This window comes from Occallatibacter sp. (assembly GCF_035317045.1).
Lineage (GTDB): Bacteria > Acidobacteriota > Terriglobia > Terriglobales > Acidobacteriaceae > Telmatobacter.
Window position 1 is genome coordinate 1 of the sequence record NZ_DATHHT010000016.1, and the last position, 26,584, is coordinate 26,584.

The window sequence follows — 26,584 nt, forward strand, 5'->3', positions numbered from 1 at the left end:
TAACCAGCGGGCAGAGAACGGGATTGTGCAATGGTGCTCAACTCCACACGCTGCTCTTCGCTCAGCACTACCTCATTGATCGGCATGACATCTTAGATGCCAACCCAACTAGTAACGTTTACTCAAGGACAGGCCACTAGAGTGCCATTGGAACCGAGGTACAAGTGGTCGACCTGATTCGTGACGTCGTACTCTGTGCCGGTTCCCTTATCGACAAATGCGTGCTGGTCAAGCGCATAGAGAACAGTGTTATGAGCAGATTCGTCCATGGCGCGCCGTTGGGCAGCTATCCGAACCTGGCTGTTTTGGAAATTGCTATCTTGCAGTTCCATGAAAGCCTGGTGCTGTGCGGTGCGGGCGATTGCCGCAGCTTGCGAACTCTGCATCAATGCTTGAAAGTTGGCATTGGAAATCTCAAGCATCCGCTGCCCCATTTGCTGGATAAGCTGGACCATGACGTAATCCCAGGTCGGGTCCACCTGGTAGGTTTGCTTGATGGCGACGAGGCGTTGGATGTTTTGCATCAGAGTTCCGCGGGGAGCGCGCATCACCACCAACGGCCAGGAATTGCAGTTCACATTTACAGAAGGGGTAGCAACCATGCCGCCGGGCATCCAGGTTGCCGCACAGTGCACCGCAGTCTGCACAATCTCTTCGACTTCATGTCCATTGAGGTTGTAGTGAACATAGGCGATCGCGCCGCTGAGGATGTGCTGGTCGGGATGATTTCCCGCGGGGAAACCCGCCTGTCGATATCTGTCTTGCTGCTGCGCAGAGTTTTGCTCCAGCTGTTGCAGGCGCTGACGGATTACCTCCAGCCCGGACTCTGTAAACGGACCAATATTCGTTACCCTGGCGAAGGGACGCAGATTGGGCAAAATGACGTGTTCGAGAAACGCATCGGGGGTTTCGATGTCGAGTGCTTCGCAGGGATTCCGCGGTGGTGGGTTCATCGCGATAATACGCGGCGAAAGATTCTTTGGCTGCGAAGGTTGGCCGGTGTTCCTCCAAGCGAAGCTGGGAAATACCTGGATTGCAAAGAGGCCGTCGGGACTCTGCATGCTGTACACAACCTGTGCACCGTTGCCGTGACACCCGCCGGTACGAACGACTGCACCGCCGAATCTCCAATCGGCAGGGATCTGCAAAGTTGCCGCTCGCATTTGCAACTGAGGATCATCGATTTGCACGGTGCGCGTAGCGCCGTTCTCCGGCATCGGAGCCGGCGCCGAGGATCCTGCCTGCAGGGCGCTGACTTTTGCCTGGTATTCGTCTTCGGGGATTGCGCCTGAGTCGCGCAATTCCTTCAACGCAGCCAGTTTCTCATCGAGCGATCCCCCGGGTTGTTGCTGATCAGAATTCTCCGGATCGACCGCGGCGGAGTTCCCAAGCAAATCCTCTGGGGTCGCTTCAGGCATGGCCGGATCCGATGCCGCGGGCTCTTCACTCATGGTTGTGGAGGGGGCCGCAACCGTATTTGAAGTGGAGGCATGCCGGCCGGGGTTATCAGACGCGAACACAAGCAGGACAGCGCCGATTGCAATGACCGTAATGAGCACAACTTTGCGTTTCATAGGGATTCCCTCGCAGCAATCTAGTCAGTCGTGACCCATGGAATCTTCCCGGGGAAGGATTCACCTGCTTCAAGGTTGGGGAAGTGTTTCAGATCATGACTCTATCTGGTACGCGCTGTCCAGAGGAGAAATGCGTCGGATGGGGGGCCGGCATGGGGTGAAAGCCGTGGCAGGGCCTATTTCAGGCGGTGAGGTCTAAAGTCCAGCGGGCGAATCAACCACGAACTATCCGCATGAGTTATCGGGAATTGATCCGCCTTGGTGGTGGTTCAGGAATGGGAATGGACTGCGATAGACTTGGCACATGATTCGTAGGATCGCGCCTCAGTTCTTCACTACAGATATTCCCCAGACGCTCGCGTTTTACAAAGACAAACTGGGCTTTGATTGTGTGGGGACGTGGCTGGATCCGCCGGCTTACGCCATCGTGGCACGCGAGGAGCATGCGATTCACTTCCGTTGCGCGGAGGCGCCGACCGCCAATCCGGACAAATATGCCGACGAGCTGCTGGACGCGTACGTTTCTGTTGAGAATGCGGACGCGCTGTATGTGGAGTTCGCAGCGAAAGGCGTGGAGTTCACGCGGGGGCTTGCCGATACGCCGTGGGGCTCGCGCGAGTTTGTGGTGAAGGATTGCGATGGGCGGTTGCTGGCGTTCGGATCGAACTTATAGACGGAAGCCGGTATGACCACCGGCGGTTGACCTATCCTGGTGACGCATACTCACGATTTCAGCCAGTGCAAGTGAAAAGCAACTGCAGGTTTCTCCAATCGTCGCCTCGGCGACTCGGTCGGAATGACACCGTTTTGTGAGTTGAGCGACGGGTCGCCGGGATTATGCGGAGGCCGTTCCAGCAGGCGATTCCAAAGCCTTGTTTTTTGCTGATTTCTTTGGCGCGGATTTATTTGCGGAGGACTTCTTTGCGGGCTTCTTTGCGGGGGTTGCGGCGGAAGAGCCGGAGAGGAAGGTGGCCCAGCGAAGTTCTTCTGGTGGCGCAGGGGCGTTTGCGGATTTGGCGATGGCCATATCAGCTACCTCGCGGATGATCCAGTCGAAGTTGGCCTGGCCTACCGAATGGAGGTCGGCATCGGGAGCGGGGTTCATGAAGTCGATGGCGTAAGGGATGCCATTTTCGACAGCGAACTCGACGGTGTTGAGATCGTAGCCGAGGGCACGGCAGAGGATAAGCGCGTCCTTCTCGACGCGCGCCAGGAGCGCGGGGTCGTAGGCGGGCGGGTTCTGCACGTAGCGTTCATGGTGCGGCTTGCGCGGGTCATAAGGCATGATGCGGACTTTGTTCTGGCCGACAACGTAGCAGCGGAAGTACTCGTTGAACTCGACAGCTTTCTGGTAGAGCATGCAGAGATCGCGCGACTGATCGTAGGCGGCGAAGAACTCCGGGCGATTGTGGATGTGGTAGACGTCGCGCCAACCGCCGCCGTCGACGGGCTTCATGAAACCATGCTCTCCGATGTACGCAAATACCGAATCCCAGTTGAGGGGGTACTCGAGATTGCGCATGGAGCGGTCGGTGGTGCCTTCGGGATGTTTCTTGTGGGGCAGAATGACGGTAGGCGGAACAGCGACGCCGAGTTTGGCGGCGAGGGAGTAGTTGAAAAACTTGTCGTCAGCTGACCACCAGAAGGGATTGTTGATGATGATGGTGCCGTTGAGCGCGGCATGCTTCAGATAGGCCCGATAGAAGGGGATGTCGTGGGAGATGCGATCGACGATGACGGCGTAAGGCGCGGCCTTGTCGAGGAGGACGGCGCCGGTTTCGACAAACTCGGCGTGGAGGCCTGAAATATTGCGGGCGTTGATGTGCTCTACCAGCGCGCCGGGAAAACTGTTTTCCATGCCGAACAGGACGCCGATCTTTTTCATGCCGTTGACCCTCCGAGCGGGATGCCTAAAACTCCAAACGTTGTGAACAGTGTACGGCAGCGATATGGACAGGCGGGGATAGGCGAGCGCGCGGGACCGGGCGTGGAAAATTCTTTTCTTTCATCATGCGCTTCTCCAATTCATACGCCGTTCATGTTGGATTCATGGTTTGGTGACAGTGGCCCGGTAGGCTCGGCGCATCATGAGAAAGTTCCCCTTCAAGTTTCTTCTTTTGGTTGGCCTATTGGTTGCACTTTCTGGCATAACAGCCAAGGCGCAATATGAGAATGGGGGCCTGATCGGCACCATTCACGATGCAACAGGAGCACTGGTAGCGAATGCCACCGTCACCGTGACCAACGTGAATACCGGCATCGCGACGAAAGTGACGACGAATGCCTCGGGCGATTACGAGGTACCGTCTTTGCGCGTGGGCACCTACGGTGTCATGGCAGAGGCTCCGGGATTTGCGCCGGCAGAAGCGACAAATATTTCGATTGTGGTGGGCGGCAGATCACGCATCGACTTGACGCTGAAGGTGGGCCAGGCGAATGCAACCACGGTCGAAGTAAGCGACGTGGCGCTGCAGGTGGAGACAGATACGAGCGAGCGCGGACAGACGATTTCTGGGTACCAGACGGAGGCTCTGCCGCTGGTGAGTCGCAACTTCTCTGACCTATTGGCATTGGTGACTGGTTCGCGGCAGGCGCCCACGGCGGCGACGACGAGTTCGATCAGCAGCCTGGTGCGCGAAGGCGCGTACAACGTTAACGGGCAGCGCAGTATGTTCAACAACTACCTGCTCGACGGCATGGACAACAACGCGTACGGCGAGAGCAACCAGGGATTCGATAACCAGATCATCGCGATTGCGCCGGATTCTGTTGCACAGTTCAACGTGGTGACGAATAACGAAAGTGCGGAGTATGGGCGGTCGTCAGGTGCGACAGTCAACGTGGCATCGGCGGGCGGCACGAACAGTTTTCATGGAACTCTCTACGAGTTCATTCGCAATACCGATCTGAATGCCGCGGGATTCTTCAAGCCGAGCGTGGTGAGCAACACGGGAACGACCGTGCCGTTCAAGAAGCCTACCTTCAATCGCAATCAGTTCGGGATGAATTTTGGTGGACCGATTGTCTCGAACAAGCTGTTCTTCTTTCTGGATTACGAGGGATTCCGGCAGACGCTGCGGCCACTGTATGTACTGACGCTGCCCACGCAGAATGAACTGAATGGAATTCTGGTGGTTCCGGTACAGAATCCCGTTACGGGCACCGTTTATCCGGCGGGCACGGCGATTCCTTCGGGCGCCATCAATCCACTGTCGGCGCAGATCCTCGGATACTTTCAGAAGTTCGCGGCGCAGTTGCCACAGGCGGGGGTGAGTTCGACGGGACTGAATTCGAATGACTATTCGGCGCAAATTCCTTTTACTGACAACTCGGACAAGGGCGATCTGCGCCTCGATTACCAGCAGAACGCTCGAAGCTCGTGGTTCCTGCGCGTGAGCGATCGCAAGGAAACGGGTGTGAATTATCCGACGATTCCCCTGCCGCTGGATGGACAGACGAATGGGACGATCCGCGTGCTGGACCAGCAGGTGGCGCTGGGTTACACGCATACGTTCGGCAGCAACAAAGTCATGGATGCCCGGCTTGGGCTTTCGCGGACCAAGGCCGGAAAGTACACGCTGTCGATCGGGCAGAACGACTTCACGATTCCGGGGTTGCCGGCGAACGGGATCGTTGCTGGCGGACTGCCTTCGGTGGGGATCAGCGGCTTTACGGGCTTCGGGCGGCAGAGCACCAATCCGCAGTGGCAGAATCCTGCGCTGCTCGATCCCAAGCTCAACTTCACATGGGTGAAGGGCAAGCACTCGCTGAAATTCGGATACGAGTACGAGCACATCTGGATGGCGGTCAACGACAACAATCCGCTGTATGGATCGTTCACGTATGGAAGTGGCTACAGTTTGTGCGACGCGGCAATTTCACCGCTGTGCGCGACAAATGCAAGCGGGGGCGCTGCTCCTACGGCACCCGTCACGGATACATATTGGGCGGACTTTCTGTTCGGCACAACCACGAGCTACCAGCTGGCGAACTACTTTGTGGTGCATCTGCGCCAGACCCTCGACAGCGCATACGCGCAGGACGACTGGAAAGTGACGCCGAATTTGACGCTGAACCTGGGCGTGCGCTGGGAGTACGGTTCGCCTTACTCGGAGTGGAAGAACAACATTTCGAATTTCGATCCTGTTTCGCAGACTGTGCTCACCATTACGCCTGGAGCGGTTGCCGGCAACGGAATCACACCGGTGCATTCGAGTGGAGTGTATGGCAGCACGCTCGTCAATCCTGACCTGGCGGATTGGTCGCCGCGCATGGGATTTGCCTATGCGCTGTCGCCAAAGACCGCGGTACGGGGTGGCTTCGGAACAGGGTATGTGCATTACACACGTGCAGGCTCCGGGAACATTCTGGGGATCAACGCACCGCAGGCGCAATTTGCTGCAGTCACGCAGATCAAGCCGAGCACCACGAACCACTGCAGCTCGCCGCTTCCGGCGCAGATTATTCCTACGGGCTCAACGACGCCGAGCTGCTATGTAACGGCTGACCAGGGATATCCGTCGGGACTCGTGACGTCATTCAACCCGGCTACGGACAACATCACATGGGTTCCGAAGAACACGCGCGATAGCTACGTCGAGAACTACTTCTTCGACATGCAGCAGGAGTTGGCGAAGAATACGTTGCTCGACGTTGCGTACGTGGGCAACCACGGACTGAAACTGCAAGGCTTCCTCAATGGCAATCAAAAGAATCCCGCGCTCGGGTTTGCGCGGCCGTTTGCCGGCTGGCCCAGCGATATTACAGAAGGGCTGAATGAGTTCTACTCCAACTACAACGCGCTGCAGGTGCGGTATGAGCAGCGCTTTGTTGCGGGACTGACGCTGCTGAACTCGTTCACGTGGGAGCACTCGCTGGACAATGCTTCGGCTTCGCTGGAGGGGAATACGCCTTCTCCGCAGGATGGCAACAACCTGAAGGCGGACTATGGCCAGTCCGACTACAACCTGCCCGTCGCGAATGTAACGAGCCTGGTGTACGAACTGCCATTTGGCCGCGGTCGTCACTTTCTCGCCAACGCGAATGGATTGACGGACAGCATCCTGGGTGGCTGGCAGATCAGCGGCGTGAACACGATGCAGGCAGGAACGCCGTTCAACATCACCTACTCGCCAAACTCGGCGCAGCAGGTGTCACTGCAGATTTCGGCAACGTACCGCGGCGCCAACGAGTATCGGCCGGATTTTGTGCCGGGCACGAAGGTGACGCAGGGACGCTCGTCGCGCGCTGCGAATTCGGGGTATGTGAATTACATCAACTTCTCCGCATTCGAATTGCCACCGATCAAGGACGCGGCGGGGAATGTACTAAGTCCGTTCGGCAATGCGCCGCGCAATCCTGGGCGTACGCCAGCGTTTTATGAATCAGATCTCGATTTAAACAAGAAATTCAATCTGCCTGGAGATCGGCTGAAAATGGAATTCCGCACGGAGATCTACAACCTGTTCAACCATACGAACCTGTATCTGCCGGGCACGATCAGCGGATCGCAGGGTACGACTACTGCGACTGCGGGCATGGGCGGCTCGGTTCCGGTTTCGACCGTTACCGGAAACCCTACGGGCGGCGGACAGATTACGAGCACATTTGAACCGCGGATATTCCAGTTTGCGCTGAAGGTTATTTACTGATTCGAATCTTGCTGCTGAACTTGGGGGGTCGGGCTGAGGATTGCAGCCCGACCCCTTTTGTGCTCGTTGCGCTAGCGGCTTCCTTTGTCCCCGCAAGGCGGGCAACGCGCGTCGAGCCGGCGGAGGCGCTCCGTTACGAATAAGACCTTTGGTCTAAAGCCGGATTTTGTTTTCCATCTAAATCGTTCCTTGTTCATCCGCCCAAAGTGTGCCACGGCAGTGAGGCGTATCACTGCCGGGAACGATTGCCGGGCGTAGCTTGGTGGCGTCAGCGGGAGGGGGAGGCACGGGATGGATTTCCGATTGTTGACGGTATCGCGGGAGTTTGGAAGCGGCGGCGGAAGGATTGCGCAGTCGATTGCTCAGCGGCTGAACTGGAAGCTGCTGGATGCCGCACTGATCGACGAGATTGCCTGCGCGGCACATGTGGACGCGAGGGTGGTGAGCCGCCTGGACGAGCATGTTGACGGTTGGCTGCGCCGGCTCAACCGGCAAGCGCTGCGCGGCGCGGCCCTGGCGGCGGGTGTGGCTCTGCAGCAGGAAAGATGCTTTGACGAGGACGTGATGACCCAGCTGACCCGGCAGATCATCGACCGAGCATACGTAGCCGGTAATTGCGTTATCGTTGGCCGTGGGGCGCAATGCATTCTGCAGCCGAGGGCCGATGTGTTTCACGTGTTTGTGTACGCGCCGTTGAGGGTGCGAATTCAACGGTTACGGACGCGACTGGAACCGGGGGCACATATCGAGCAGCGAATTCGCGAAGTGGATGCCGGGCGTGCGCACTATCTCAAGTTGCGCTTTGGGAAGGAATGGCACAATCCGCACCTGTACGATCTCATGATCTCGTCGGGTGAGGATGAGGAGCGGACGGCGCGAGTGATTGAATTCGCGATGGGGAGAGTGGCTTGAGTCAAGCTGTCGGCATTTCGCCGGCTCACTACGCACCGAACTGAATTCAAGGATCTACGCCATGAATCGGCTGGATCTATTGCACATAGCGCCAGTGCATGGTCTGGCCAACGCCGCTCGCTGAGATAACTCCACCTTGAAGAAAGTGGCCTTGCAGAAACCCCCCTGAGAACTGTGATCCATCCGCGTGCTTTATTTCCACTCGCGAGTTATCTCTGGGATGCGTATCTGGGTTTCTCGGGTTGAACTTAGTCCATTCATTGCTCATACCTTGATGTTAGCACCGGGCGAGGTTTCTCATCGCACTCCGGGCCGCTCCATTCGACTGGAAGTACCCCAAGTCTCAGAATCGAGAGCCTTCGAAGCCTCTCAGGAAAGGCTCAGGGCCACTCCAAGGCCGGAATTGACGCGATGCCTCCAACTCAAGTTTGCAGAAGTCTCAGTTCTTTGGAGTGACGTCCCAGTCGTAGTTGAGGGCGTTGATCTGCGTACGGAGATTCTCAACGGCCGCGGCCTTTTGCTGATCGAGGTCGGCGGTGTGCTTGCGCGTAGACTGCAGCAGGTCTTCGGCGTGGTTGAGCTCGTCGACAAAACGGCGAGCCGCATCGTTTCCCTTTAGCGCGGTAAGGTTGTCGCGGTCGCGGGCTTCATCGGCGGCGGCGGTTTCTTCCTGCTTCTTCGCGTCGGCGATGGCCTGATCGAGGTCGGCGAGCTTGGCCTGTGCGTCGATGATGGGCTTGAGTTCAGATTCGGCGTTGGGCACGCGCTTGACCAGGTCGATCAGATAAGCATTGGTGTTCTGGTTGGGATTGATCGTTACGGTTGTGAACTCGGGTCCGTGCTCACGGACTTCGAGTTTTTCAGTCGCATGCGCTTTGACGGCGACCTTGAATCGGTAGGTATCGGGCGTGGCCTCAGCGGGCTTCAGGCCTTCGTCAAGCGACCAACCGTTGGTGCGGCGGGGGTGTTCAAGCAGTACCGCGCGGTCCTCATCGGCAGAGTTCGTAGCAGAGTAGGTGATGGATGCAACATCCATGTAGCGCTCGACGATGAGGCCCTTGTGAACCTGGAGATGATGTAATGTGCGCTGGGATTGCTGGTCAGTGATCTTGACGCGCATGGCCTGGTCTGCGGCATAGGAGAGCAGGCGGCGCTCGCCGGGATGAATGGAATCGAGCAAACCTTCGCCTGCGAACTCGCCGCTCTCGAAGATGGAGAAACTGCCCGCATCTAGTGTGAGCTTTGATTTGTTTTCGAGCCAGACGGCACGAAGCGGGCGCGGCTCGTTGCGGCTCCAGAGCGTGACGTGCTCGGCAGGCAACTCCTGCTGGAGGATCGGCACCATCGCTGACTCATTTTTGTGGATGGTAACGGGCTGGGTGAGCGAGTACTGAAAGAAATCGTCGAAGGCGTTGGTGGAGACGTCGCCTTCAGCGATGGCGTCGCTGGGGCGGTAAACGCCGCCGGCTACGAAGCCCATTCTGGCGCCTCCAACACCGACAGGACCGCCGATGGCCATGTTTTCGGCGTTGACAGCAACTGACTGCGAGACCGAACCGAGCGCGTTGGCTTGGTATCCCCCTTTCAGTTCCTGGCGCAGATCCTTTCGTGGGGCGGAGGCTTGCATTTGGGGAGACGACGGAGCCACGAGAGCGTCATTCAGCATCTCGGCTGCTTCGTGGGTTTGCGGCGTGGTCTGCGCATCGGTGGAGATGGGAATCTCGGGGCGGGGGGTGTAGAGCGGCTGCGAAATTGGCTGGATGAAGCTTTGCGGTGCACCGGCAACGAGCGAAAGCTGCACGTTGTCCCAGTCGGCTCCCACCGTGTTGTCGACGACGGCCCAGCCCTGCAGGGTCGTTTTGCCGTCGGCTTCTCGCGGAAAGACCATGCGGTAGGTGACCTTCCATACCGGCACTTCGCTGATGTAGCTGACGCGAAGCTCGCGCTGGCCCTGGCCGACGGCGTCGAGCGTGAGGTGCCGCAGGCCGGTGGAGTGGGTGGAAGAGAGCAGCTCAAGATAGCGATCGAGTTCGCCCTGAAGGCTGGGATCGGTTGGGCGCACGCTGAGCGTGGGCGTCAACTCGATGACGCGCACGGCGCCTGAGCCGGCGATGATGGTGAGGTAAAACTTGTCAATGGTTTTGGCGTTCTCATCGGATCCGGTTTTTTCGGTGCGCGTCTCAATGGACATGAGGCGGCCGGAGATGGTGCCGCCCCCCAGACCTGAAGAAGGTCCGCCTGTCACTTCGACCTTCTGTCCGCGGAGTGCGCCGAAGAGCTCGGTCGACGTGGGGTCTTCGGTCATTCCCAGGGAAAGCGTTTTGAGCTGTTCGGCAAGCGGTGTGGTGGAGTTGTAGTTGACGCCGGCAATGCGGCCGCCGCCTTCATCGAGCACGGTTAGCGATTGCAGGACGTCGTTCAGTTGCGGCGAAGTAAAGTCGATGGTGACTCGCTGATTGCCGCTGACGGTGCCAGCGTGCTCGAAGTAACCCACGCCGTTCTTGTAGAGCACGACCTTGCGGACGGGCAGATCTTTCGCCGCCACCTGCGGTGAAGCCAGCTGCGCCTTCGGCGCCATCTGAGGCGAATCGGAATGCGCCTGCGGCGCGGGAGGCTTAGGTTTTGCAGTTGTGCCCGGGCTGGACTGGGCGACGAGGATTTGAGGGAGAGTGGCAAGGCAAAGTGCGGTGACCCAGAGACGCATCGATCCTCCTAAGCTGCGCACGCGCGCAGACCCGGCACACATCAAATGGAGACGACAAGAACGCTATTGCGTTGGACCCCGGGAAGCCCCAAAAGGTTCCCACGAAGAGCGCAATCGTTCTTGGAACGGGACGCGGAGAGGAACTTGCAGGGAAAAAGACTTGATTGCGGGTCGGCACCGAAAACATACCGCAGCGGCTAAAACCATAGATGTCGGAATTGCGAAAAGCGGATTCTTCGCTCACCGCCCCCGAACCCACCCCACAGCGCTATCTCTCTGTGGGGCCCCTCATGCGTTCGGGGACCCGTTCGCTGAGAATGACACCGCTAACTTTTGGTCGTGAGCTTCGGGGACATGCACTAGTTCGTGGCGATGCGGTGGAGTTGAGTGAGGTGGTTGAGGTCGTGGCCTGCCATGGTTTCGACGATGGTTTGGAAGGTCATGGCGCCGCGCTCGGGATGAGTGACGGGCTTGGCGGTGGAGCCGGGCAGGGATTTTGCAATCAACTTGAGGTTCCAATTTCGAATGGCGGTGAAAGCAGCCAGTGCATCTCTGGCGGCGATGCCGGCGTAGGGAGCAGCCCACTTATCCTGGTCAAAGGGCTGCAGGACGTGGTGGTCTTCTGCGAGGGTCTGGCGGAGGCGAAAGGCGAAGGCGATCTCGCAGTCAGCCAGGTGGCAGACGATTTCGGCCGGCGACCACTTCCCCGGAGCGGAAGGTTCGCTGGATTTTTCCGGACCGATCATCTGGAGCTTGTTGGCGATCTCGTGCGAGGTAGCAGCGAGGATGGCCTCAAGAGGGCGGCCGTCGAGAAACTTGGCGTATGGATTGAGTTCGGTCATTGGGGAGAGTCCTTGGAAGTTCGTAGTTCTAAGTTCTGAGTTCACAGTTGAGCCGTGGGCGACAGAAGAGGGATGAAACTCGGCCATCCGAGTACAGTTGTACGTTCGGCGGGGCGAGTGGGCAATTGACGATTCGGATACGGCTGTGATGCCTCTTTCCACTTGCTGCTCTGCTCTCGAAGTCTAAACGCGACTGCGAACTTTAAAGATATTCCTGAATCATGTGCTGCCAAGTGGGCCAATCATGGGAGTTATAAGTATTCCATGTATAGAGCTTGTGGGGGATCCCCTTTGAGTTCATGATGCGGTCGAGGTTTTGATTCTCGCCGAGACACTGGTCGTCCCATCCGGTGGCGAGGATGTAGGTGTTGTGGCGGTAATGGTCAAAGAACCATGGATCAGCGAGATTGGGCAGATAGTGCGTGGGAAGGTTGAAGTAGCAATCCTGATCGTAGTAGCCGCCAAGAAATTTGAAAAGGTCGAAAGCGCCGGACATGGTGAGCAGACCGGTAAAGATGTCAGGGTGGCGCAGGGCGATGTTGGTGGCGTGGTAGCCGCCGAAACTGCAGCCGAGTGAAACGAGATGGGAGTCCCAATTCTTCTTGCGGATCAATGGCACGACTTCGTGAATAAGGTAGTCCTCGTATTGCACGTGGCGGGCGATGCGCCAACGCGGAGCAACGTTGCGGTTGTACCAGCTCTCCATGTCGACAGAGTCGACGCAGAAGAATTGCAGGTCTCCATGCTCCACACGTCCCGCGACGGCACCGATCATGCCGCGGTCTTCGAACTCGTAGAAGCTGCCGCCGGAGGTGGGAAAGACCATGACGGGCAATCCAGCGTGGCCGAAGACGAGCAGTTCCATGTCGCGACCGAGGCGGCTGGAATACCACTTGTGGTACTCGCGGTTCATTGAGGGCTGTTGCTCCTGGGACGGGCGATTTGAGAAGCGCAGGTTTCCTGATACTGTAACAGGGAAAAGCAGGGATCAAGGGATTGAGGGAGTCGGGACCAAGGACTGAATGTGCGCGAGGGCGCTAAACCCTCGACATGAGGAATACGGCGGATTGAACGTTGAACATCATGCAAATGGGGACGCGAGCGAGGGCGTGCTGGCTGAGATCGAAACAGCGCCGCCGCATCCGCGATTGCGCCTACATAAAGCCTTCAAAAGCAATTACCTACCTGACGAACGCGATGTAATCGTTTATCTCCCGCCTGGATATGAAGAACAGACGCAACGGAGCTATCCGGTGCTCTACCTCAACGACGGACAAAACCTTTTCGACGGGCGGACTTCGTTTGTGAAGGGTCGCACATGGATGGTGCGCGAGCATGCCGATGAGGCAATCGAAGCGGGCGAAGTGGAGCCGCTGGTGATTGTGGGAATCTATAACACCGGCGACCGCAGGCTGGCCGAGTATACGCATGAATACAACTGGCAAATGGGCGGCGGTGAAGCCGACAAGTATGGCGATCTCGTGACGCGAGAGTTGATGCCGTGGATCGCAAGCCAATACCGGGTGCGACAAGATCGTGAAAATATCGGGATCGGCGGGTCATCGTTGGGCGGATTGGTGACGCTGTATCTCGGGCTGCGGCATCCGCAGGTATTTGGCAAGCTGGCAATCCTGTCACCGAGCGTGTGGTGGAATCACAAGAGCATCCTGGGCTATTTGAATGAGCATGCTCCTCAAATGTGGGCGCGTCCGCGGGTGTGGCTTGACGTGGGCGATCGCGAGGGGCAGCGGACACTGCGCGACGTGGAGCACCTGGCGCGAAGGCTGAAGGCGAATGGCTGGCGTCCCGGCGAATCGATGCACTTTGAGAAGGTGCATGGCGGCACGCACGATGAAGCGAGTTGGGCGGAGCGCGTGAGGCCGATGCTGAGGTTCCTGTTTCCTAAAGCTTAATGCTAATGATGAGGCGCGGAAGTAGGAGAGAGAAGACTTGCCGCGCGGACTGTGCATCTAGTCAACGTTCAGGTGCAAATTTATCCGGACTGGATATTGACCGACGTGCTCATGCCCCGCACGAAGGGCGTGGAGCTTGCAATCGCAGTCAGGAAGAACTACCCGAAGGCCGCGATCCTATTGTTGTCAGGACAGGCGGGCATCTTCGAAATACTCGAGGAAGGCCGGCTGCAGGGATATCAATTTGAACTCATTGCCAAGCCCGTACATCCGCTAAAGCTCATCCAGCGAATAACTGAAGGTGAGTGAGGCGCCTCGGCTCAAGCCGAGTGGTCGCTCCCGCGGCCAGGCCAGAATTTTCCGCCATTAATCGAGGAGTGAGATATAGACTGGCTCAATCCTTGCGGATCAAATGGGAAACTCCGCTTGAGGGGGAGATGCGGTCATGCAATTGAGCCGGCTCGGTCTCGCAGTATCTCTGTTGTTTGTCATTCCTGCCAGTGCGCAAATTCCGGACAAGTTTACAAACCTGCAGGTATTGCCCAAAGACATCTCGAAGGCTGATCTCCAATCGACGATGCGGCGGTTTGCCTTCGCTCTCAATGTGCGTTGTCCTTACTGTCACATGGAAAAGACAGATAAGACGATCGATTTCGCATCGGATGACAAGCAGAACAAGAAGACGGCGCGCATCATGCTGCAGATGGTGGCGACGATCAACCATGACTACGTGGGAAAAATTGAAACGACATCGCCCGCGCACGTTGAGTGTGTCACTTGTCATCATGGGATTACCCAGCCGCGCACTCTGAACGCTGTGCTTTCCGATTCCATTGACACGCAAGGAATCGATGCGGGTGTGAAGCTCTATCACGATTTGCGGGGCCAGTATTACGGAACCGGCGCCTACGATTTCAGCGAGACACCATTGAATCAGCTTGCGGAATCCCTTTTAGCCAAGCACAAGACCAAGGAGGCCGTGGCCGTCATGGAGATGAATTTCGCCGCCAACAACCCGCAGTCGGTTTGGGCATTCCATGTGCTGGCGATGTCGCACCAGGCAAATGGGGAAACAGACAAGGCTATCGAAGATTTCCGTAAAGTGGTTGCGTTGCATCCCGACGACACCTGGGCGAAACAGCAAATCGACGCACTTTCGTCCCCCAAGGGGACTACGAATTAGGCACATCCGGAACAGGCTCCCGGCTTTTATGAGCGGCTGCCGTTGAGTGGTTTACTTGCTCGGGCCAGGTGTTGCGCTACCGGGAGGAGCCTTACGCCACTTCTGGTATGCGCTTCCTACTGCGAGTGATCAGACGAGCGCACCGAGATACCCGGCGAGTACGTCGCTTGGGTAATGAACGCCCAGGTAGATCCGCGAGTAGCCGATTGCCCCAGAAAGACCCACCCAGAAGACCCAGATTGCCACACGAGCCAATCGGCTCCTCTGATTTACCGAAAACAGAGCCGCGGCAGTAAGACAGAGGCAGAACGAGAGCATCGCGTGCCCGCTGGGGAAGCTGTAGGACGCTGGAAGCCGGGTATCAAAGAAAGGCACAGGGCGGGCACGACGGAAGCCAATTTTCAAAACCCACATCAGCAGGCTCCCTCCGCCGACGGTAATTGCGATCAGAATCGCACGGCGGGGATGGCCGACAATCCATAGTGCAATGCACGCTGCGATTGCGGTCAGGGTGACGACCAGCGGAGAGCCGATCACGGACAGGAACCGCATGATCGTAGTGAGTTCGGTGGACGAATGTGCGTGCACAAACAGGCGAACGGTGTCGTCGAACTGGCGCGTGTCTCCTTCGAGCATCTCCTCCGCCAGCATCGCAAACAATACCAGGAAGATGACGGCGCAGCCCAGGCCGACGACGAGCGGCGTGCTCAGACGTGACAGCAGGGTGGGTCTGCTCGCCTGACTCAGGCCCATTGTTGCTTTAGTCCCATAGTTATGAGTATGCGACTGGCTATAGAAGCTTGCTGTACCGGGCCCAGTTCTTGTCGGGCTCGATTTTGATATGTACTTTGTGACTGAAGACGCGCGCGAGCAGATCGTTGTCGAATTTCCGCTGAGCGCCATCGGGATTGCGGGTGTAAAGAATGTATTCGCGGATGCCGGGAATGGTGGTGGTGGCGACAAAGATCGATTCCCGATTGGGCTCGAAGACTTCGCGGATGTCGTTTTCGACCCGCTTGAGGATTTCGGTTTCGCCGGGGTTGGGGAAACCGTCGCGGGTGGTGTCGACCATTGGCACGGCGATGGCGACGTAATGACCGTACCCGGTGACGCCTTTGAAGTTGCTGTAGCCGCTGTGAACGCGGACTAACATCGGTTTTCCGATGAGATCCTGCCCTTTGCGTTGCGTCCATGCATCGGGGACGGGCAATTTGTCAGGGCTGAGGGGCTCTTTCGTGGAAAATGGCCACATGCCTTTTTGGCTCCTGTTGAAGGATAGATGTGAAGTTCGCAATAAGTATGCCTTGAATGAACGACTTTAGACAGGGGCCAACCGGGAATTCATCTGCAACTTTGGCAGCAAGCGGTTCAATAAAACTGCGTGTCGCGGAAGATGGAACGGCTTGCCCGAGCCCGATGAATAGCTTGCCTGAAACGGCAACTATCGGCGATACTTAGGTGTTGTGTCTTTCACCCCGCGGACGGAGATCGGTCCGAGGGCACCCCGGTCGACCCCAGCGGGAATTCCGGGTGGTACTGGCCGGGCGATTCAGCCGGGGCCGGGAGACTTCTCAAAAGACCGCAACAGAGCACCGGAATTGAAAGGACTTGTAACCCCGTGGTGATGATTCGTTTGGCGCGTGTTGGCGCCCCCAAGCAGCCCTATTATCGTGTCGTTGTGATCGAGAAGGATCGTGCCCGCAATGGCCGGTCGATCGAGGTTGTCGGCACCTACAATCCACGTACCAGCCCGGCTTCAGTTGACCTGAAGCACGACCGCATCGCCTACTGGCGCGGGGTGGGCGCGCAACTGACGCCTATCGTGGCCAAACTGGTCGAGAAGAACCCGGCCAAGGTAGCGGAGCCTGCGGTCGCGTAATCCCTTTCGCTCGCGGTGATTGTGTGCGAGATCTTTCAGGATCGCGCACACAAGGTTACCTACTTCCTGGATACACGTTACTGACTTGACGAGGGGTGTGCTGATACTATCTGCGCACCGATCCAAGTCGCTTCTCCTTGGATGTTTACGGTCAGAGGCAAGTTCATGACCCAAGTTGACATGGTGGCAGTAGATGAGCTGGTCCGCGAAATCGCGCGGGCCTTGGTAGACGAACCGGAAGCAGTAGAAGTGCTGTCCGTACAGCGGGACGAAAACACCGTTCTCAAGCTGCGCGTGGCGCCGGGCGACGTCGGCAAGGTTATTGGGAAGCAGGGACGCACAGCCCGTTCAGTTCGGACCATTCTGGGAGCCGTCAGCATGAAGCTGCACCATCGCTACACGCTCGACATCCTGGAAGAGGATGACGAAGAGTAGATGGCCAAACCCTTTCGGGCCGGGCATCGCTTCGGGCGCAATTAATGGCCCCGACGGGATGGGTGTGGCTGGCGCGCATCAAGCGCAGCCAAGGCCGCAAGGGCGAGGTTTTCGCCGAAGTTCTCACCGATTTTCCTGAAAAATTTACGGAGCGGCGACGGTTGTGGCTGCTCAGTGGTGGTGCCTCTGCGCAAGATGCCGCCGCAGATGCGAATCCGCGCGAGGTGGAGCTGCTGCATCACTGGCTGCACAAGGGCGGCGTGGTGCTGCATTTCGTAGGTGTAGATTCGATTTCGGCGGCAGAAGAACTGGCTGGGCTGGTCGTGGCGATTCCGCTGGACGAGCGGGCGGCGCTGTCTGCGGACGAAATGTATATCGGAGACCTGATCGGGTGCGTGCTGGTGGATGTGGCCCGGATTGAACCCGTCACAGTAGGCGAGATTGAGGATGTGGATCGAAGCGCAGGGCCGGTGCCGATTCTGGTTGTGCGGGGGAAGTCCTCTTCCGATGAGATTCTCATTCCCTATGCAAAGGACTATCTGCGGTGCGTGGATGTGGAAGCGAAACGCGTGGAGATGGCGTTGCCTGAGGGGCTGGTGGAGTTGAATCGGCAAGAGCCGAGCTAGCGCATCAGCCTGGCTGCATTCCATGCTCCCCGAGGAATCAGCTAGCGAACCTGCCGATACAGCCGAGCGCGTACAGGGAGAGCAGGCCAATTGAGCCCGATTTCACGGCACGCTTGCCTCCACCCGCGTATCCGTAAAGTAGTCCCAGGGTGATCAGCCACAGAACGAAGCTAGTGAACAGAAGCAATGAAAGTACGAGATCGTATCCGTTCACGCCAAGAATCATTCGGTTTGCGAGATCCTTCGGAAGCCACGCAAAGCTGAGAACAGCCGCAGCATTGAGCGGGATCGTTGCAGCGAAGCTGAGAATCGCACTTGGCTTGGCTCCTTCCGGTCGAGACGCCATTTGTACCAACGCGATGATCGCGAATGGAATTCCGCAACCGACCGCCAGCAGAGCCGTGAACATCGAGACAACGATGAAACCGAAATCACGACTCACCACTAGCGGCCTCCAGTAGTTCGAAAAAGTGCGTTATTGAAACGCCAACGGCTCCCATTTGCCGTTGTCCTTGAGCGCCAGTTGGATCGGGCGGGGCGGGCCTTTGGGCGGCAGGGTCACTTCGATCCAGAGTTGCTGGCCAGGCTTGAGCCTGGTGGGATCGGTGGCGTTGTCGGGAATGTAGAAATCGACGGGATTGGAGAGATTCAACTGATCGCAGGGTGCGCCGGGCCAGGCTGCGACGGTCTGTGTCGGCGTGGATGTGTCGGACTCGGGAACGCGCATGGCGATGAGCTTGTGATCCCTGACGGCGAGTTTCGCCTGGAACCAGACAGTATTCGCGGAGCGGATCGAGAATGTTTCTCCGCCGGGAACGCCATTGATGTTGCGCGGGAATTCTGCGTTTTTTGCCGAGGGTAGCGTACTGCCGCATCCATCAACGGAGAGTTGCAGACTGAGGTAGCGGCCGCGCATCACGAGTTGAGGATCGTAGGCGGCGGTTCGCGTCCAAACGCGGGGACAGGTGACGCGTTCGTAAAGGTACTTGGCCGCAATCGTCGAGACGATCATCAATTGCAGGATCAGAAGGGCGATCGACGCCTTGGAGAATTTCATCGCACCTCCCCGAGAGAAGCGGGCGGCTGCGACATGTGTGCAAGCAGTCCGCGGCGGGTCTTCTCAAGCGCCCAACCGCCGGCAAGGAAGAGCACGCCGAGTCCGATGAGACCGAGCGAGCGGCCCATCTTGTCGAAGAGATCGCTGAAGTAGAACCATGTGACGGTAGCGCCGAAGAAAACGGTGCCGAGGTTCACTAGTCCGCGACTCGCCTCTCTCACCCCCCACCAGATGAGGAAGACGCAGAAGGCTGCGACGAGCGCATGCGCGGCAAGGTTTGGCTCAGTGCGGGTCCAGGAAGTATGGGTATTTCCATTGTCGAAATGCTCGACGAACAATCGGTTGCACCACGGCAGCGCAATGACGAAGGCAGTGGCGCCGAGCACGGGGATCAAGCTCTTACGTAAACGGAAAAGCGAAAAGAGAAGTGGGATGGCGGCGATGTCGACCCATCCCCAGAAGCGTGTGTGGAATGGCGGGTAGGACTGCATTCCATACCAGGAGTGCCAGCCTTCGAGCAGGAAGAAGATGCTGGTAACGGCGGCGATGGCGGAGACGGCAAAAAGAATGCCGCGAACGACGCGCCGATCTGTCCCGATGAACAGTGTGAGATAGAGGATGGCCCAGACAAACAGCATGCGGCCAATGTAAGGTTCCTGGCCGATGTGGTTCTCTGCGGCATTGCTCCATTCGCACATGAGCCATGTGGGAAACAGAAGCAGCGTGAGCGTCTGCTGGGCCTGGTCGCGGAGGAGAATCCAGCCGAGGAGCGCGGCGATGGCCCACATGAGGACAGCGGCCGGCCAGTGTTCCTGAATGTTGAAGATCTGGCCGACAAGCGCAATGGCTCCGCCAGTCAAAATAGTGCCGACCGCGTGCAGTGTGGTCGACAGGCCCTTGTACTTTTCGCGGCTGACCGCCCCGCCGAGGTGAAAGACGGTGACCATTGCCATGACCAGCAGGTAGCGCATGCCCCTGCCAAGTTGGTCCCAGTGCGCGGAAACGAAGAGGATGACGCCGCTGGCCAGCAGAATGCCGCCCAGGATCAGCGCGACGCGGCCCTGCCAGGCCATTCCTTCGGCTCGCGCTTCTTTTCGGGCGTCGGGCGCGGCGAGACCGGCGGTGGACGTCTGTGCGGACTCCCAGACACGGATGCGGGTTGCAGCCTCCGCATCGAGTAGGCCGGCAGATTGCCAGCGTTTTAGCAACGAATCATATTCAGTCATGGAAGTTGGCCAATATTAGAGCACAGCAACAGGCGGTTGAGTAGACGCAGGAGTCATTGACCGGAACTGGCGAGTGATACAGAAATCGACGGATAGCAGGAAGGCTGCGCGACCATACCAGCCAGGTGCTCGCGGCAAGTCGCGCCCGGAAGAGCTTGCTCGACAATGACGAACGCATGTGGCAGCGACAATAGTGAGAACGGGAATCATCTTGCCTCCGTGGATCGCGAACCCTCTGCTTGCCTGAGAATAGGCAGAAGGTGCGGCATGAGCCAGCAGGCATGTGATGGTTTCGGTCGCTGTCACAGTTGCCGCGTATTGGCGTGCGTGGAGAGAACCAATGCAAATCGCGCTGAGCAAGAACAGTGATGTCCCGCTGCGGCAACAGATTGCCGAGCAAATTGTGTTCCTGATTACAACGGGCCAACTTCGTGCGGGCGAAGCATTGCCCAGTGTGCGTGCGCTGGCGAGGCAAAGCAAGGTGCACCACAACACGGTGAGCGAGGCATATCAGCAACTCGTGGGTCGGGGCTGGGTTACTCGTCGGCGCGGCACTCAGCTGGTCGTTGGAGCGAATGCCGGCGCACCCCTGCCGAAGCCCCACACCCTCGATGAATTGATCAACGAGAGCATCGAGCGCGCCAGGGAGATGGGCTACTCCCTGCAGGCGCTGAGACAGAAAGTACTCGAGCGCCTGATGGCTCAGCCCCCTGACCATTTTCTTGTTGTGGAGCGGGAGCCTGGTCTGCGTGAGATTATTCGGCAAGAAGTTGTCGACGGCCTTGGTCTGCAGGTCGAGAGCTGCTCTCCCGAAGATTTTGCGAGCGACCCAAGCCTGGCCATCGGCGCCCAGGTGTTGGCCGCGAATCACCTTCTAGACGATCTGAAGAAGCACGTTCCGCAAAGCCGGCCGACGATCGGCCTGGTTTATTCCCAGGCCGCCGAACATGTTGACCTGATTCGGAAGCTCAAGAATCCGTCCATTGTGGCCGTGGTATCGGTGAGCGAGAGCTTGCTGCGGACAGCCAAAGGCCTCCTGGCCCCGGCGATGGGAAGAAAGCATACTTTCAACGAGATTCTGGTGATGAAAGATGAACCGGTAAACCTCGACACCCTCGATTTAGTGTTCTGTGACACGGTTACTGTCTCCAGGGTCCGTTCTCGACGCAAGGTTCATTACCGGCTTATCGCCACCGCTTGTCTCGAGCATCTTGCGTCGTCTCACGGCCCACGTTGATTGCCATGCGGGGTATCCAGATCTCGTCTGGCCACTTCCCATGCCATAATCCGGCTCTATGATCGTGAGTAACGACTATGCGGTTTGAGATCATCACGATATTTCCCGCGTTCTTTGCCGGCATCTTCGAGCACGGGATTGTGCGGCGGGCGCAGGCTGAGGGACTGGTGGGCATTGGCTTGCACGATTTGCGTACGTTTACGCACGATCGGCATCGCACCGTGGATGATCGGCCGTTTGGCGGGGGCGAGGGGATGGTGCTGAAGGCAGAACCGCTGGCGGAGGCACTCGGCGCGCTGGGCATTGGCAACAAGAGTGCCCATCCCTCGTTTCTCCCAAATTCTCTGTCTCCCACCCTTGCGCCTGAAATGCGTCGCAAGGATGGGGCACCCACGTCCGAGGCCGGCACACGGGTGATTTTGCTTTCGGCGCAGGGAAGGCCGTTTACGCAGGCAGTGGCGCGCGATCTGGCTAAGATGGAGCGCGTAGTGCTGATTTGCGGCCGCTACGAAGGCGTGGATGAGCGCATCAACGAACTCTATTGCGACATGGAGCTTTCGATCGGCGATTACGTATTGAGCGGCGGCGAACTGGCGGCTGCCGTCGTGGTAGATACCGTGATGCGGCTGGTGCCGGGTGTGCTGGGCAACGAAGCGTCGGGCGAGTTTGAAAGCTTTGGTGTAGCCGATGCGGAGATCACTACGGACGAGGAAGGCGTGCCGCGTTCGCAGCATGGATCCGGGGGGCTGCTCGATTATCCGCACTACACGCGGCCGGCGGAGTTTGGCGGACTGCGTGCGCCTGAGGTGCTGATGAACGGCGACCATCTGCAAATTCGAAAATGGCGGCGCGAGCAGCAATTGCGCAAGACGCTCAAGAACCGGCCGGACCTGCTGGAGGGGGCATCGCTGAGTGAAGAGGACCGCCGGATACTGGATGCCATTCGCAACCACGGAGAGTGAGATTCATGAACACATTACAAATTGCCGCGTGGGTGGAGTTCGGCGTTTGCTGGATCGCGTGGTCTCTAGCCTTTGTGCGACCGCGGAACCGCGCACAAGGGGCGAAGAAGAACGTCAGTGCGCCGGCGTCGCGATGGGGAATCGTCCTTGTGATGCTGGGATATGCCTGCATCTGGGCCTTTGTGCGGCCGGTGGGATTTGAGAAGTCTGCCGCGTCGTTGATTGCTTCGATGATTCTGGGGCCGCCTTCGGTAGCGCTGGTGTGGATGGCGGCGCGTCACCTCGACAAGCAGTGGCGGTTTGAAGCTGCCTTGAGCGAAGATCACAAGCTGATTACGACTGGACCTTATCGATGGCTGAGGAATCCGATTTACGCGTCAATGTTCGGCATGTTGCTGGCGACTGGGTTTGCGAAGACCTGGTGGCCGCTACTCGTTGCGGGCGTGGTCTTTTTCGTGATTGGAACCGAGATTCGCGTGCGCGCAGAAGAGAAGCTTCTTGAAGCACGATTCGGCGAGGAATTTGCGCGATACAAGAAGTCCACTCCGGCCTACCTGCCACTTTTGCGCTGAATGGGGAAGGCTGCGCGAAGCTTATGGAGTTATCGGAATGGCTGGGAAGCGGGCGGCTGATCAGCGCCAACCTTGCCGGCTGCGATAGTGGCGACAAAGAAGTTTTCGCCACAGGTTGGCGAGCCGGCTAACCGGCGCATCATCGCGATCTGCCCGACGTGGGTGAGTGCGTCGGCAATCGGCCCCTGGAAGAGCGGTTCAGCGGCGGCATGGAGCGGTTGATCTGACGCGAGGTAATCGTCGAAGGCCTCAAGGGTGGCGAAGAAGCGTGCTTTCTCCTGAAGCCATGGAAGCGGGGTGGAGTTGTGCCAGCGCTCGCTTCCCTGCACCGCGCTGAGCGCCCAATCGAACAGATCGCCCATGTGAGCCAGGATCTGAATGGGCTGGCGGCCGCAACCATCGAAATTGGCGAATGTGTCGGGTGCTCCGTCGAGAGCACGGGTGGCGCGGTAGGCCAGGCTGGCGACGGTGTGGCGGAGAAGTTCGTGTTCGTCGTTCATATCGGGCAATATACAGGAGCCGGACTAGGCGTTTGGGCCGCTTCTCTGTTAAAATCAAGGTTCTGAGTCCATCAGCAGGAAGTAGCTATGTCTATCCATCCAGTAATGCAGCGCCTGGCCGACAAGCTGAAGCGCACCGATCTCCCACCATTCGTGCCCGGCGACCAGGTTCGCGTGCAAGTCAAGATTAAAGAAGGCGATAAGGAACGTTTGCAGGCTTTTGAAGGCCTCGTGATCGCCATCAACAAGGGACCGCAGGGTACCTTTACCGTCCGCAAGATGAGCTTTGGACAGGGCGTGGAGCGCATCTTCCCGTTCAACTCCAAGGTTGTTGACAAGGTGGAGAAGATCCGCAGTTACAAGGTGCGGCGCTCGAAGCTCTTCTACATCCGTGGACTGCGCGGTAAGGCAGCCCGCTTGAAGGAAGTGGAGCGCGCTACCGCCAAGGCGTAGCGATCTGCTTTTCAAAGCAAGATAAACCCCGGCTTCGGCCGGGGTTTTCGTTTGCATCCCGAAACGGATGGTCCGCCCTTACGGGCGATCAAAGGAGCTGTTCGTCAGTCTTCATGCGTCTGTTTGTTCTGGCGCTTGGCGTCGCCGGTTTCCTTGGTCTCATCCAGGCCGGTCGAGTCGGCGATGTTGACGGTGCCGAGGGAGTCATTGACTACTCCGTCGTCAGCGTTGTGGTTCGTTTCCTGCAGTCCGCCGGGTTGGGTATGCGTTGGCTTCGTCTTCTCAGTCATTGGATCTCCTGAGCGTTTGGATGCGTACGCGGGCTGGCGTACTGGTTTATTCGTCGAATACAGAACGAGTTTTCCGCAGGCATCCACCTGTCGACCATGGTCCGTCCTTCTTATACTGAGGTCATGGCGGCATGCGGATGGAAACTGGAGAGGGCTGCGACCCAATGTGGCTTTCTACGGATCGCCGGTTGTGACGAAGTGGGCCGCGGGCCAATGTTCGGGCCGGTGGTTGCGGCCGCGGTGATTCTGCCGTTGGGCTGCCGGCTGACGGGGTTAAACGATTCAAAGCAGCTTTGCGAAAACAAACGCAACGAACTTGACGTTGTGGTTCGCGCCAAGGCGCTGGCATTTGCGATCGCCGCGGTGGATGTGGAGACGATCGATCGGATCAACATTCGCAGGGCTTCCCTGCTGGCCATGCGCATTGCCGTGGAGCAGCTTACGATCCAGCCAGATTATTTGATGATTGATGGTTGCGACACGATCGAGTGGGCTTGCCCGCAACAGTCGGTGATCCACGGCGATGGAACCAGCTACTCGATCGCCGCCGCAAGCGTGCTGGCCAAGGTGTATCGCGACCGGCTGCTTGTCGATCTGGACGCGCTCTATCCGGGATACGGGCTGGCGAAGCATAAGGGGTACTGTTCGCGCGAGCACATGACTGCGCTGGAGAGGCTGGGCCCAACGCCGCTGCATCGGAAGAACTGGAGCCCCGTGGCTCAGACGGTGCTCAACTTTGAAGGCCTGCCCGAGATCATTCAGTGAATTTGCCAACCGCTGAATTCTTTACACCGAGACTGCGCGCTGGGTCCTGCGCTTCTGGAGGAATGTAAGCACCGGCCGCGCGAGAAACAGCACGACGAGCGTGATGGTGAGATTCATCGGGCTGAGCACACCGGGTTTGACCTGCCACCAGTAGTGGATGATTCCACAGATAGCTGCCAAGTAAACGAGCTTGTGCAGGCGGTTCCAGCGCTTGCCGCCGAGCTTGCGAATGGACCACGTGGTGGAAGTAGCCGCAAGCGGCACCAGCAACGAATATGCAAGGAAGCCAGCGATGATGAATCGACGCTTGGTAATGTCGGTCTTGAAGATGCTCATGTCGAAATTCAGGTAGAGAGCGACGTAGGTCGCCAGGTGGATCGACGCGTAGAAAAACGCGAAGAGTCCAAGCAGGCGACGAAACTTGATGAGCCACGAGAGGCGTGACGAGAGCAAGCGCAGCGGCGTGACGGCCAGTGAAAGGATGAGCATCAAGAGCGCGTTGTAGCCGGTGGTGAGTGCGATGGTGGATGTGGGATCGGGACCAAGCGTGTTGGTGACGGCTTCGTAGGCGAGCAGCGCGAAGGGTGAGAGGCACGCGATCCACGTGAGCGTCTTGAGCGTGATGAGGGTCTTGCGATTCATGAGTGTCCAGCTGTGCTTTGCACCGTTCGCGGGGTTAGCGTGCTTCGCACGTTAGCGTGGTTAGCCGCGCTGTGCGCGTGATAGCGGAGTTAGCTCCACGCCGTTCCTAAGTCCGCTAACGATGCGAAGGACCGCCAACGGGCGCGAAGCGCCGCTAACTCCGCTAAAAATTCCTGTTTAGATCCATGCCGTTATAGAGTGACGCGACCTGCTCGCCATAGCCGTTGAACATGAGGGTAGTACGGCGCTGGGCGTAGAACGGCAGGCCGATACGGCGCTCGGTCTTCTGGCTCCAGCGCGGATGGTCGTGGTTGGGGTTGACGTTGGAGTAGAAGCCGTATTCGTTCGAAGCCAGCTCGTTCCATGTGGTCGGCGGCATCTTGTCGAGAAAGCGCACGGTGACGATCGACTTCGCCGATTTGAAACCGTATTTCCATGGCACTACGATGCGGATCGGCGCACCATCCTGGTTTGGCAACACCTGGCCGTACAGACCGAAGGTGAGCAGTGTGAGCGGGTGCATGGCTTCGTCCATGCGGAGCGCCTCGGTGTAGGGCCAGTTGATATTCGATTCAGAGGTCCACTTCTCGACGTGCTTGTCATAGTACGAGAGAAACTGAACAAATTTTGCACTGGGCAGCGGATCGCATTGCTTGATGAATTCAGAAAGAGAGTAGCCGACCCAGGGAATGACCATGCTCCAGGCTTCGACACAGCGATGGCGATAGACGCGGTCTTCGAGGGGACGCAGTTTCAGCAGGGCCTCAATGTCGAAGGTTTTTGGTTGTTTCACCTTGCCGTCCACTTTCACGGTCCAGGGACGGGTGGGCAGACCGCCGGCATTTTCGGCGGGCTCATTTTTCTGCACGCCAAATTCGTAGTAATTGTTGTAGTGCGTGATGTCCTGAAGGCTGGTGAGCTGCTCCCCAGTCGTGGTGAGTGGACTTTTGACGGTTTGCAGCTTGGTTTCGTCGGCCAGCGCGTGGGTGCGAGGCGCGAAGAGATCCGCCAGCCGATCAGCGCCGGCAATGGCCGCACCTGCGGCTGCCCCGCCGGCAATGGCATTGCGCAAAAAGCGGCGGCGGCTGCGGAACTGCGTATAACCTTCCGGAGAAGTAATCTCCGATGCGGGAATGTCGGAGGGCTTGCGTATCAACATGA

Annotated in this window: 28 protein-coding genes; 14 read left to right on the top strand and 14 right to left on the bottom strand. The window is 58.2% G+C overall.

The annotated features are described in order from the left end of the window. Window positions 1-122: 122 nt before the first annotated feature. A complete protein-coding gene (locus VK574_RS06535) occupies window positions 123-1,574 on the bottom strand; it encodes an SHOCT domain-containing protein (RefSeq protein ID WP_472799022.1) in 1,452 nt (483 codons plus the stop codon). A 304-nt stretch (window positions 1,575-1,878) separates the two neighbouring features. Here VK574_RS06535 and VK574_RS06540 point away from each other — a divergent pair, with 304 nt between their 5' ends. Next, window positions 1,879-2,247 carry a VOC family protein gene (locus VK574_RS06540; RefSeq protein ID WP_472799023.1) on the top strand — a complete coding sequence of 123 codons (369 nt, stop codon included), beginning with the start codon at window positions 1,879-1,881 and terminating at the stop codon, window positions 2,245-2,247. A 162-nt stretch (window positions 2,248-2,409) separates the two neighbouring features. On the opposite strand, the gene VK574_RS06545 is transcribed toward VK574_RS06540, so the two are convergent. Beyond that, window positions 2,410-3,459 (bottom strand): ATP-grasp domain-containing protein, encoded by a 1,050-nt coding sequence (locus tag VK574_RS06545; RefSeq protein ID WP_472799024.1) that lies wholly within the window; start codon window positions 3,457-3,459, stop codon window positions 2,410-2,412. 202 nt (window positions 3,460-3,661) lie between these two features. Between VK574_RS06545 and VK574_RS06550 the strand changes: the two genes are divergently transcribed. Together VK574_RS06550 and VK574_RS06555 are read left to right on the top strand one after the other, a co-directional pair. Continuing rightward, window positions 3,662-7,225, top strand: a complete 3,564-nt coding sequence (locus VK574_RS06550; RefSeq protein ID WP_472799025.1) for a TonB-dependent receptor — start codon at window positions 3,662-3,664, stop codon at window positions 7,223-7,225. Between the two features lie 291 nt (window positions 7,226-7,516). Then, window positions 7,517-8,137 (top strand): cytidylate kinase-like family protein, encoded by a 621-nt coding sequence (locus tag VK574_RS06555; protein ID WP_472799026.1) that lies wholly within the window; start codon window positions 7,517-7,519, stop codon window positions 8,135-8,137. A gap of 439 nt (window positions 8,138-8,576) precedes the next feature. Here VK574_RS06555 and VK574_RS06560 read toward each other — a convergent pair whose 3' ends face one another. From VK574_RS06560 to VK574_RS06570, 3 genes are all read right to left on the bottom strand, one after another. Continuing rightward, entirely contained in the window at window positions 8,577-10,841 is a 2,265-nt protein-coding gene (locus VK574_RS06560) for a hypothetical protein (RefSeq protein WP_472799027.1), read from the bottom strand. A gap of 359 nt (window positions 10,842-11,200) precedes the next feature. After that, a complete protein-coding gene (locus VK574_RS06565; RefSeq protein WP_472799028.1) occupies window positions 11,201-11,683 on the bottom strand; it encodes a DinB family protein in 483 nt (160 codons plus the stop codon). Between the two features lie 202 nt (window positions 11,684-11,885). Further along, window positions 11,886-12,596: an esterase family protein gene (locus VK574_RS06570; RefSeq protein ID WP_472799029.1), complete on the bottom strand. Its 711-nt coding sequence runs from the start codon at window positions 12,594-12,596 to the stop codon at window positions 11,886-11,888. 154 nt (window positions 12,597-12,750) lie between these two features. On the opposite strand from VK574_RS06570, the gene VK574_RS06575 reads away from it, so the two are divergent. From VK574_RS06575 to VK574_RS06585, 3 genes are all read left to right on the top strand, one after another. Next, window positions 12,751-13,596 carry an alpha/beta hydrolase gene (locus VK574_RS06575; RefSeq protein WP_472799030.1) on the top strand — a complete coding sequence of 282 codons (846 nt, stop codon included), beginning with the start codon at window positions 12,751-12,753 and terminating at the stop codon, window positions 13,594-13,596. A gap of 72 nt (window positions 13,597-13,668) precedes the next feature. After that, window positions 13,669-13,905 carry a response regulator gene (locus tag VK574_RS06580; protein WP_472799031.1) on the top strand — a complete coding sequence of 79 codons (237 nt, stop codon included), beginning with the start codon at window positions 13,669-13,671 and terminating at the stop codon, window positions 13,903-13,905. Window positions 13,906-14,041: 136 nt separating this feature from the next. After that, a complete protein-coding gene (locus tag VK574_RS06585; RefSeq protein WP_472799032.1) occupies window positions 14,042-14,779 on the top strand; it encodes a c-type cytochrome in 738 nt (245 codons plus the stop codon). A gap of 129 nt (window positions 14,780-14,908) precedes the next feature. Here VK574_RS06585 and VK574_RS06590 read toward each other — a convergent pair whose 3' ends face one another. Together VK574_RS06590 and VK574_RS06595 are read right to left on the bottom strand one after the other, a co-directional pair. Next, a complete protein-coding gene (locus VK574_RS06590; RefSeq protein WP_472799033.1) occupies window positions 14,909-15,532 on the bottom strand; it encodes a phosphatase PAP2 family protein in 624 nt (207 codons plus the stop codon). 37 nt (window positions 15,533-15,569) lie between these two features. Further along, on the bottom strand, window positions 15,570-16,031 hold the full coding sequence (locus VK574_RS06595; RefSeq protein WP_472799034.1) for a DUF695 domain-containing protein: 462 nt from the start codon (window positions 16,029-16,031) through the stop codon (window positions 15,570-15,572). A 372-nt stretch (window positions 16,032-16,403) separates the two neighbouring features. Between VK574_RS06595 and rpsP the strand changes: the two genes are divergently transcribed. The 3 genes from rpsP to rimM all read left to right on the top strand — a co-directional run bounded on the left by rpsP (window position 16,404) and on the right by rimM (window position 17,719). Then, window positions 16,404-16,658: a 30S ribosomal protein S16 gene (rpsP, locus tag VK574_RS06600; protein WP_472799035.1), complete on the top strand. Its 255-nt coding sequence runs from the start codon at window positions 16,404-16,406 to the stop codon at window positions 16,656-16,658. Window positions 16,659-16,823: 165 nt separating this feature from the next. Continuing rightward, window positions 16,824-17,093 (top strand): KH domain-containing protein, encoded by a 270-nt coding sequence (locus tag VK574_RS06605; RefSeq protein WP_472799036.1) that lies wholly within the window; start codon window positions 16,824-16,826, stop codon window positions 17,091-17,093. A 44-nt stretch (window positions 17,094-17,137) separates the two neighbouring features. Continuing rightward, window positions 17,138-17,719, top strand: coding sequence for a ribosome maturation factor RimM (rimM, locus tag VK574_RS06610; protein ID WP_472799037.1), 582 nt, complete (start codon window positions 17,138-17,140; stop codon window positions 17,717-17,719). 37 nt (window positions 17,720-17,756) lie between these two features. Here rimM and VK574_RS06615 read toward each other — a convergent pair whose 3' ends face one another. Genes VK574_RS06615 through VK574_RS06625 form a run of 3 tightly spaced genes read right to left on the bottom strand, consistent with a single transcriptional unit; the run spans window position 17,757 to window position 20,002 of the window. Next, window positions 17,757-18,161 (bottom strand): hypothetical protein, encoded by a 405-nt coding sequence (locus VK574_RS06615; protein WP_472799038.1) that lies wholly within the window; start codon window positions 18,159-18,161, stop codon window positions 17,757-17,759. A gap of 33 nt (window positions 18,162-18,194) precedes the next feature. Beyond that, entirely contained in the window at window positions 18,195-18,776 is a 582-nt protein-coding gene (locus VK574_RS06620) for a hypothetical protein (RefSeq protein WP_472799039.1), read from the bottom strand. After that, window positions 18,773-20,002, bottom strand: coding sequence for a DUF2157 domain-containing protein (locus VK574_RS06625; protein ID WP_472799040.1), 1,230 nt, complete (start codon window positions 20,000-20,002; stop codon window positions 18,773-18,775). The genes VK574_RS06620 and VK574_RS06625 overlap by 4 nt, the downstream gene beginning before the upstream one ends. A gap of 340 nt (window positions 20,003-20,342) precedes the next feature. Between VK574_RS06625 and VK574_RS06630 the strand changes: the two genes are divergently transcribed. The 3 genes from VK574_RS06630 to VK574_RS06640 all read left to right on the top strand — a co-directional run bounded on the left by VK574_RS06630 (window position 20,343) and on the right by VK574_RS06640 (window position 22,773). Next, window positions 20,343-21,239, top strand: a complete 897-nt coding sequence (locus tag VK574_RS06630) for a GntR family transcriptional regulator (protein WP_472799041.1) — start codon at window positions 20,343-20,345, stop codon at window positions 21,237-21,239. Between the two features lie 77 nt (window positions 21,240-21,316). Next, on the top strand, window positions 21,317-22,201 hold the full coding sequence (gene trmD, locus VK574_RS06635; RefSeq protein ID WP_472799042.1) for a tRNA (guanosine(37)-N1)-methyltransferase TrmD: 885 nt from the start codon (window positions 21,317-21,319) through the stop codon (window positions 22,199-22,201). Window positions 22,202-22,206: 5 nt separating this feature from the next. Next, on the top strand, window positions 22,207-22,773 hold the full coding sequence (locus VK574_RS06640) for a methyltransferase family protein (protein ID WP_472799043.1): 567 nt from the start codon (window positions 22,207-22,209) through the stop codon (window positions 22,771-22,773). A gap of 29 nt (window positions 22,774-22,802) precedes the next feature. On the opposite strand, the gene VK574_RS06645 is transcribed toward VK574_RS06640, so the two are convergent. Then, window positions 22,803-23,273, bottom strand: coding sequence for a hypothetical protein (locus VK574_RS06645; RefSeq protein ID WP_472799044.1), 471 nt, complete (start codon window positions 23,271-23,273; stop codon window positions 22,803-22,805). 87 nt (window positions 23,274-23,360) lie between these two features. On the opposite strand from VK574_RS06645, the gene rplS reads away from it, so the two are divergent. Beyond that, window positions 23,361-23,726 carry a 50S ribosomal protein L19 gene (gene rplS, locus VK574_RS06650; RefSeq protein WP_472799045.1) on the top strand — a complete coding sequence of 122 codons (366 nt, stop codon included), beginning with the start codon at window positions 23,361-23,363 and terminating at the stop codon, window positions 23,724-23,726. Between the two features lie 104 nt (window positions 23,727-23,830). On the opposite strand, the gene VK574_RS06655 is transcribed toward rplS, so the two are convergent. Continuing rightward, entirely contained in the window at window positions 23,831-24,016 is a 186-nt protein-coding gene (locus VK574_RS06655) for a hypothetical protein (RefSeq protein ID WP_472799046.1), read from the bottom strand. Between the two features lie 123 nt (window positions 24,017-24,139). Between VK574_RS06655 and VK574_RS06660 the strand changes: the two genes are divergently transcribed. Further along, complete coding sequence (locus VK574_RS06660; RefSeq protein ID WP_472799047.1) at window positions 24,140-24,781, top strand: ribonuclease HII; 642 nt, start codon at window positions 24,140-24,142, stop codon at window positions 24,779-24,781. A 21-nt stretch (window positions 24,782-24,802) separates the two neighbouring features. Here the strand turns inward: VK574_RS06660 and VK574_RS06665 are convergent, their stop codons facing one another. Both VK574_RS06665 and msrP read right to left on the bottom strand, forming a co-directional pair. After that, window positions 24,803-25,423 carry a protein-methionine-sulfoxide reductase heme-binding subunit MsrQ gene (locus VK574_RS06665; protein WP_472799048.1) on the bottom strand — a complete coding sequence of 207 codons (621 nt, stop codon included), beginning with the start codon at window positions 25,421-25,423 and terminating at the stop codon, window positions 24,803-24,805. A gap of 163 nt (window positions 25,424-25,586) precedes the next feature. After that, window positions 25,587-26,582, bottom strand: coding sequence for a protein-methionine-sulfoxide reductase catalytic subunit MsrP (gene msrP / locus VK574_RS06670; protein WP_472799049.1), 996 nt, complete (start codon window positions 26,580-26,582; stop codon window positions 25,587-25,589). Between the last annotated feature and the right edge of the window lie 2 nt (window positions 26,583-26,584).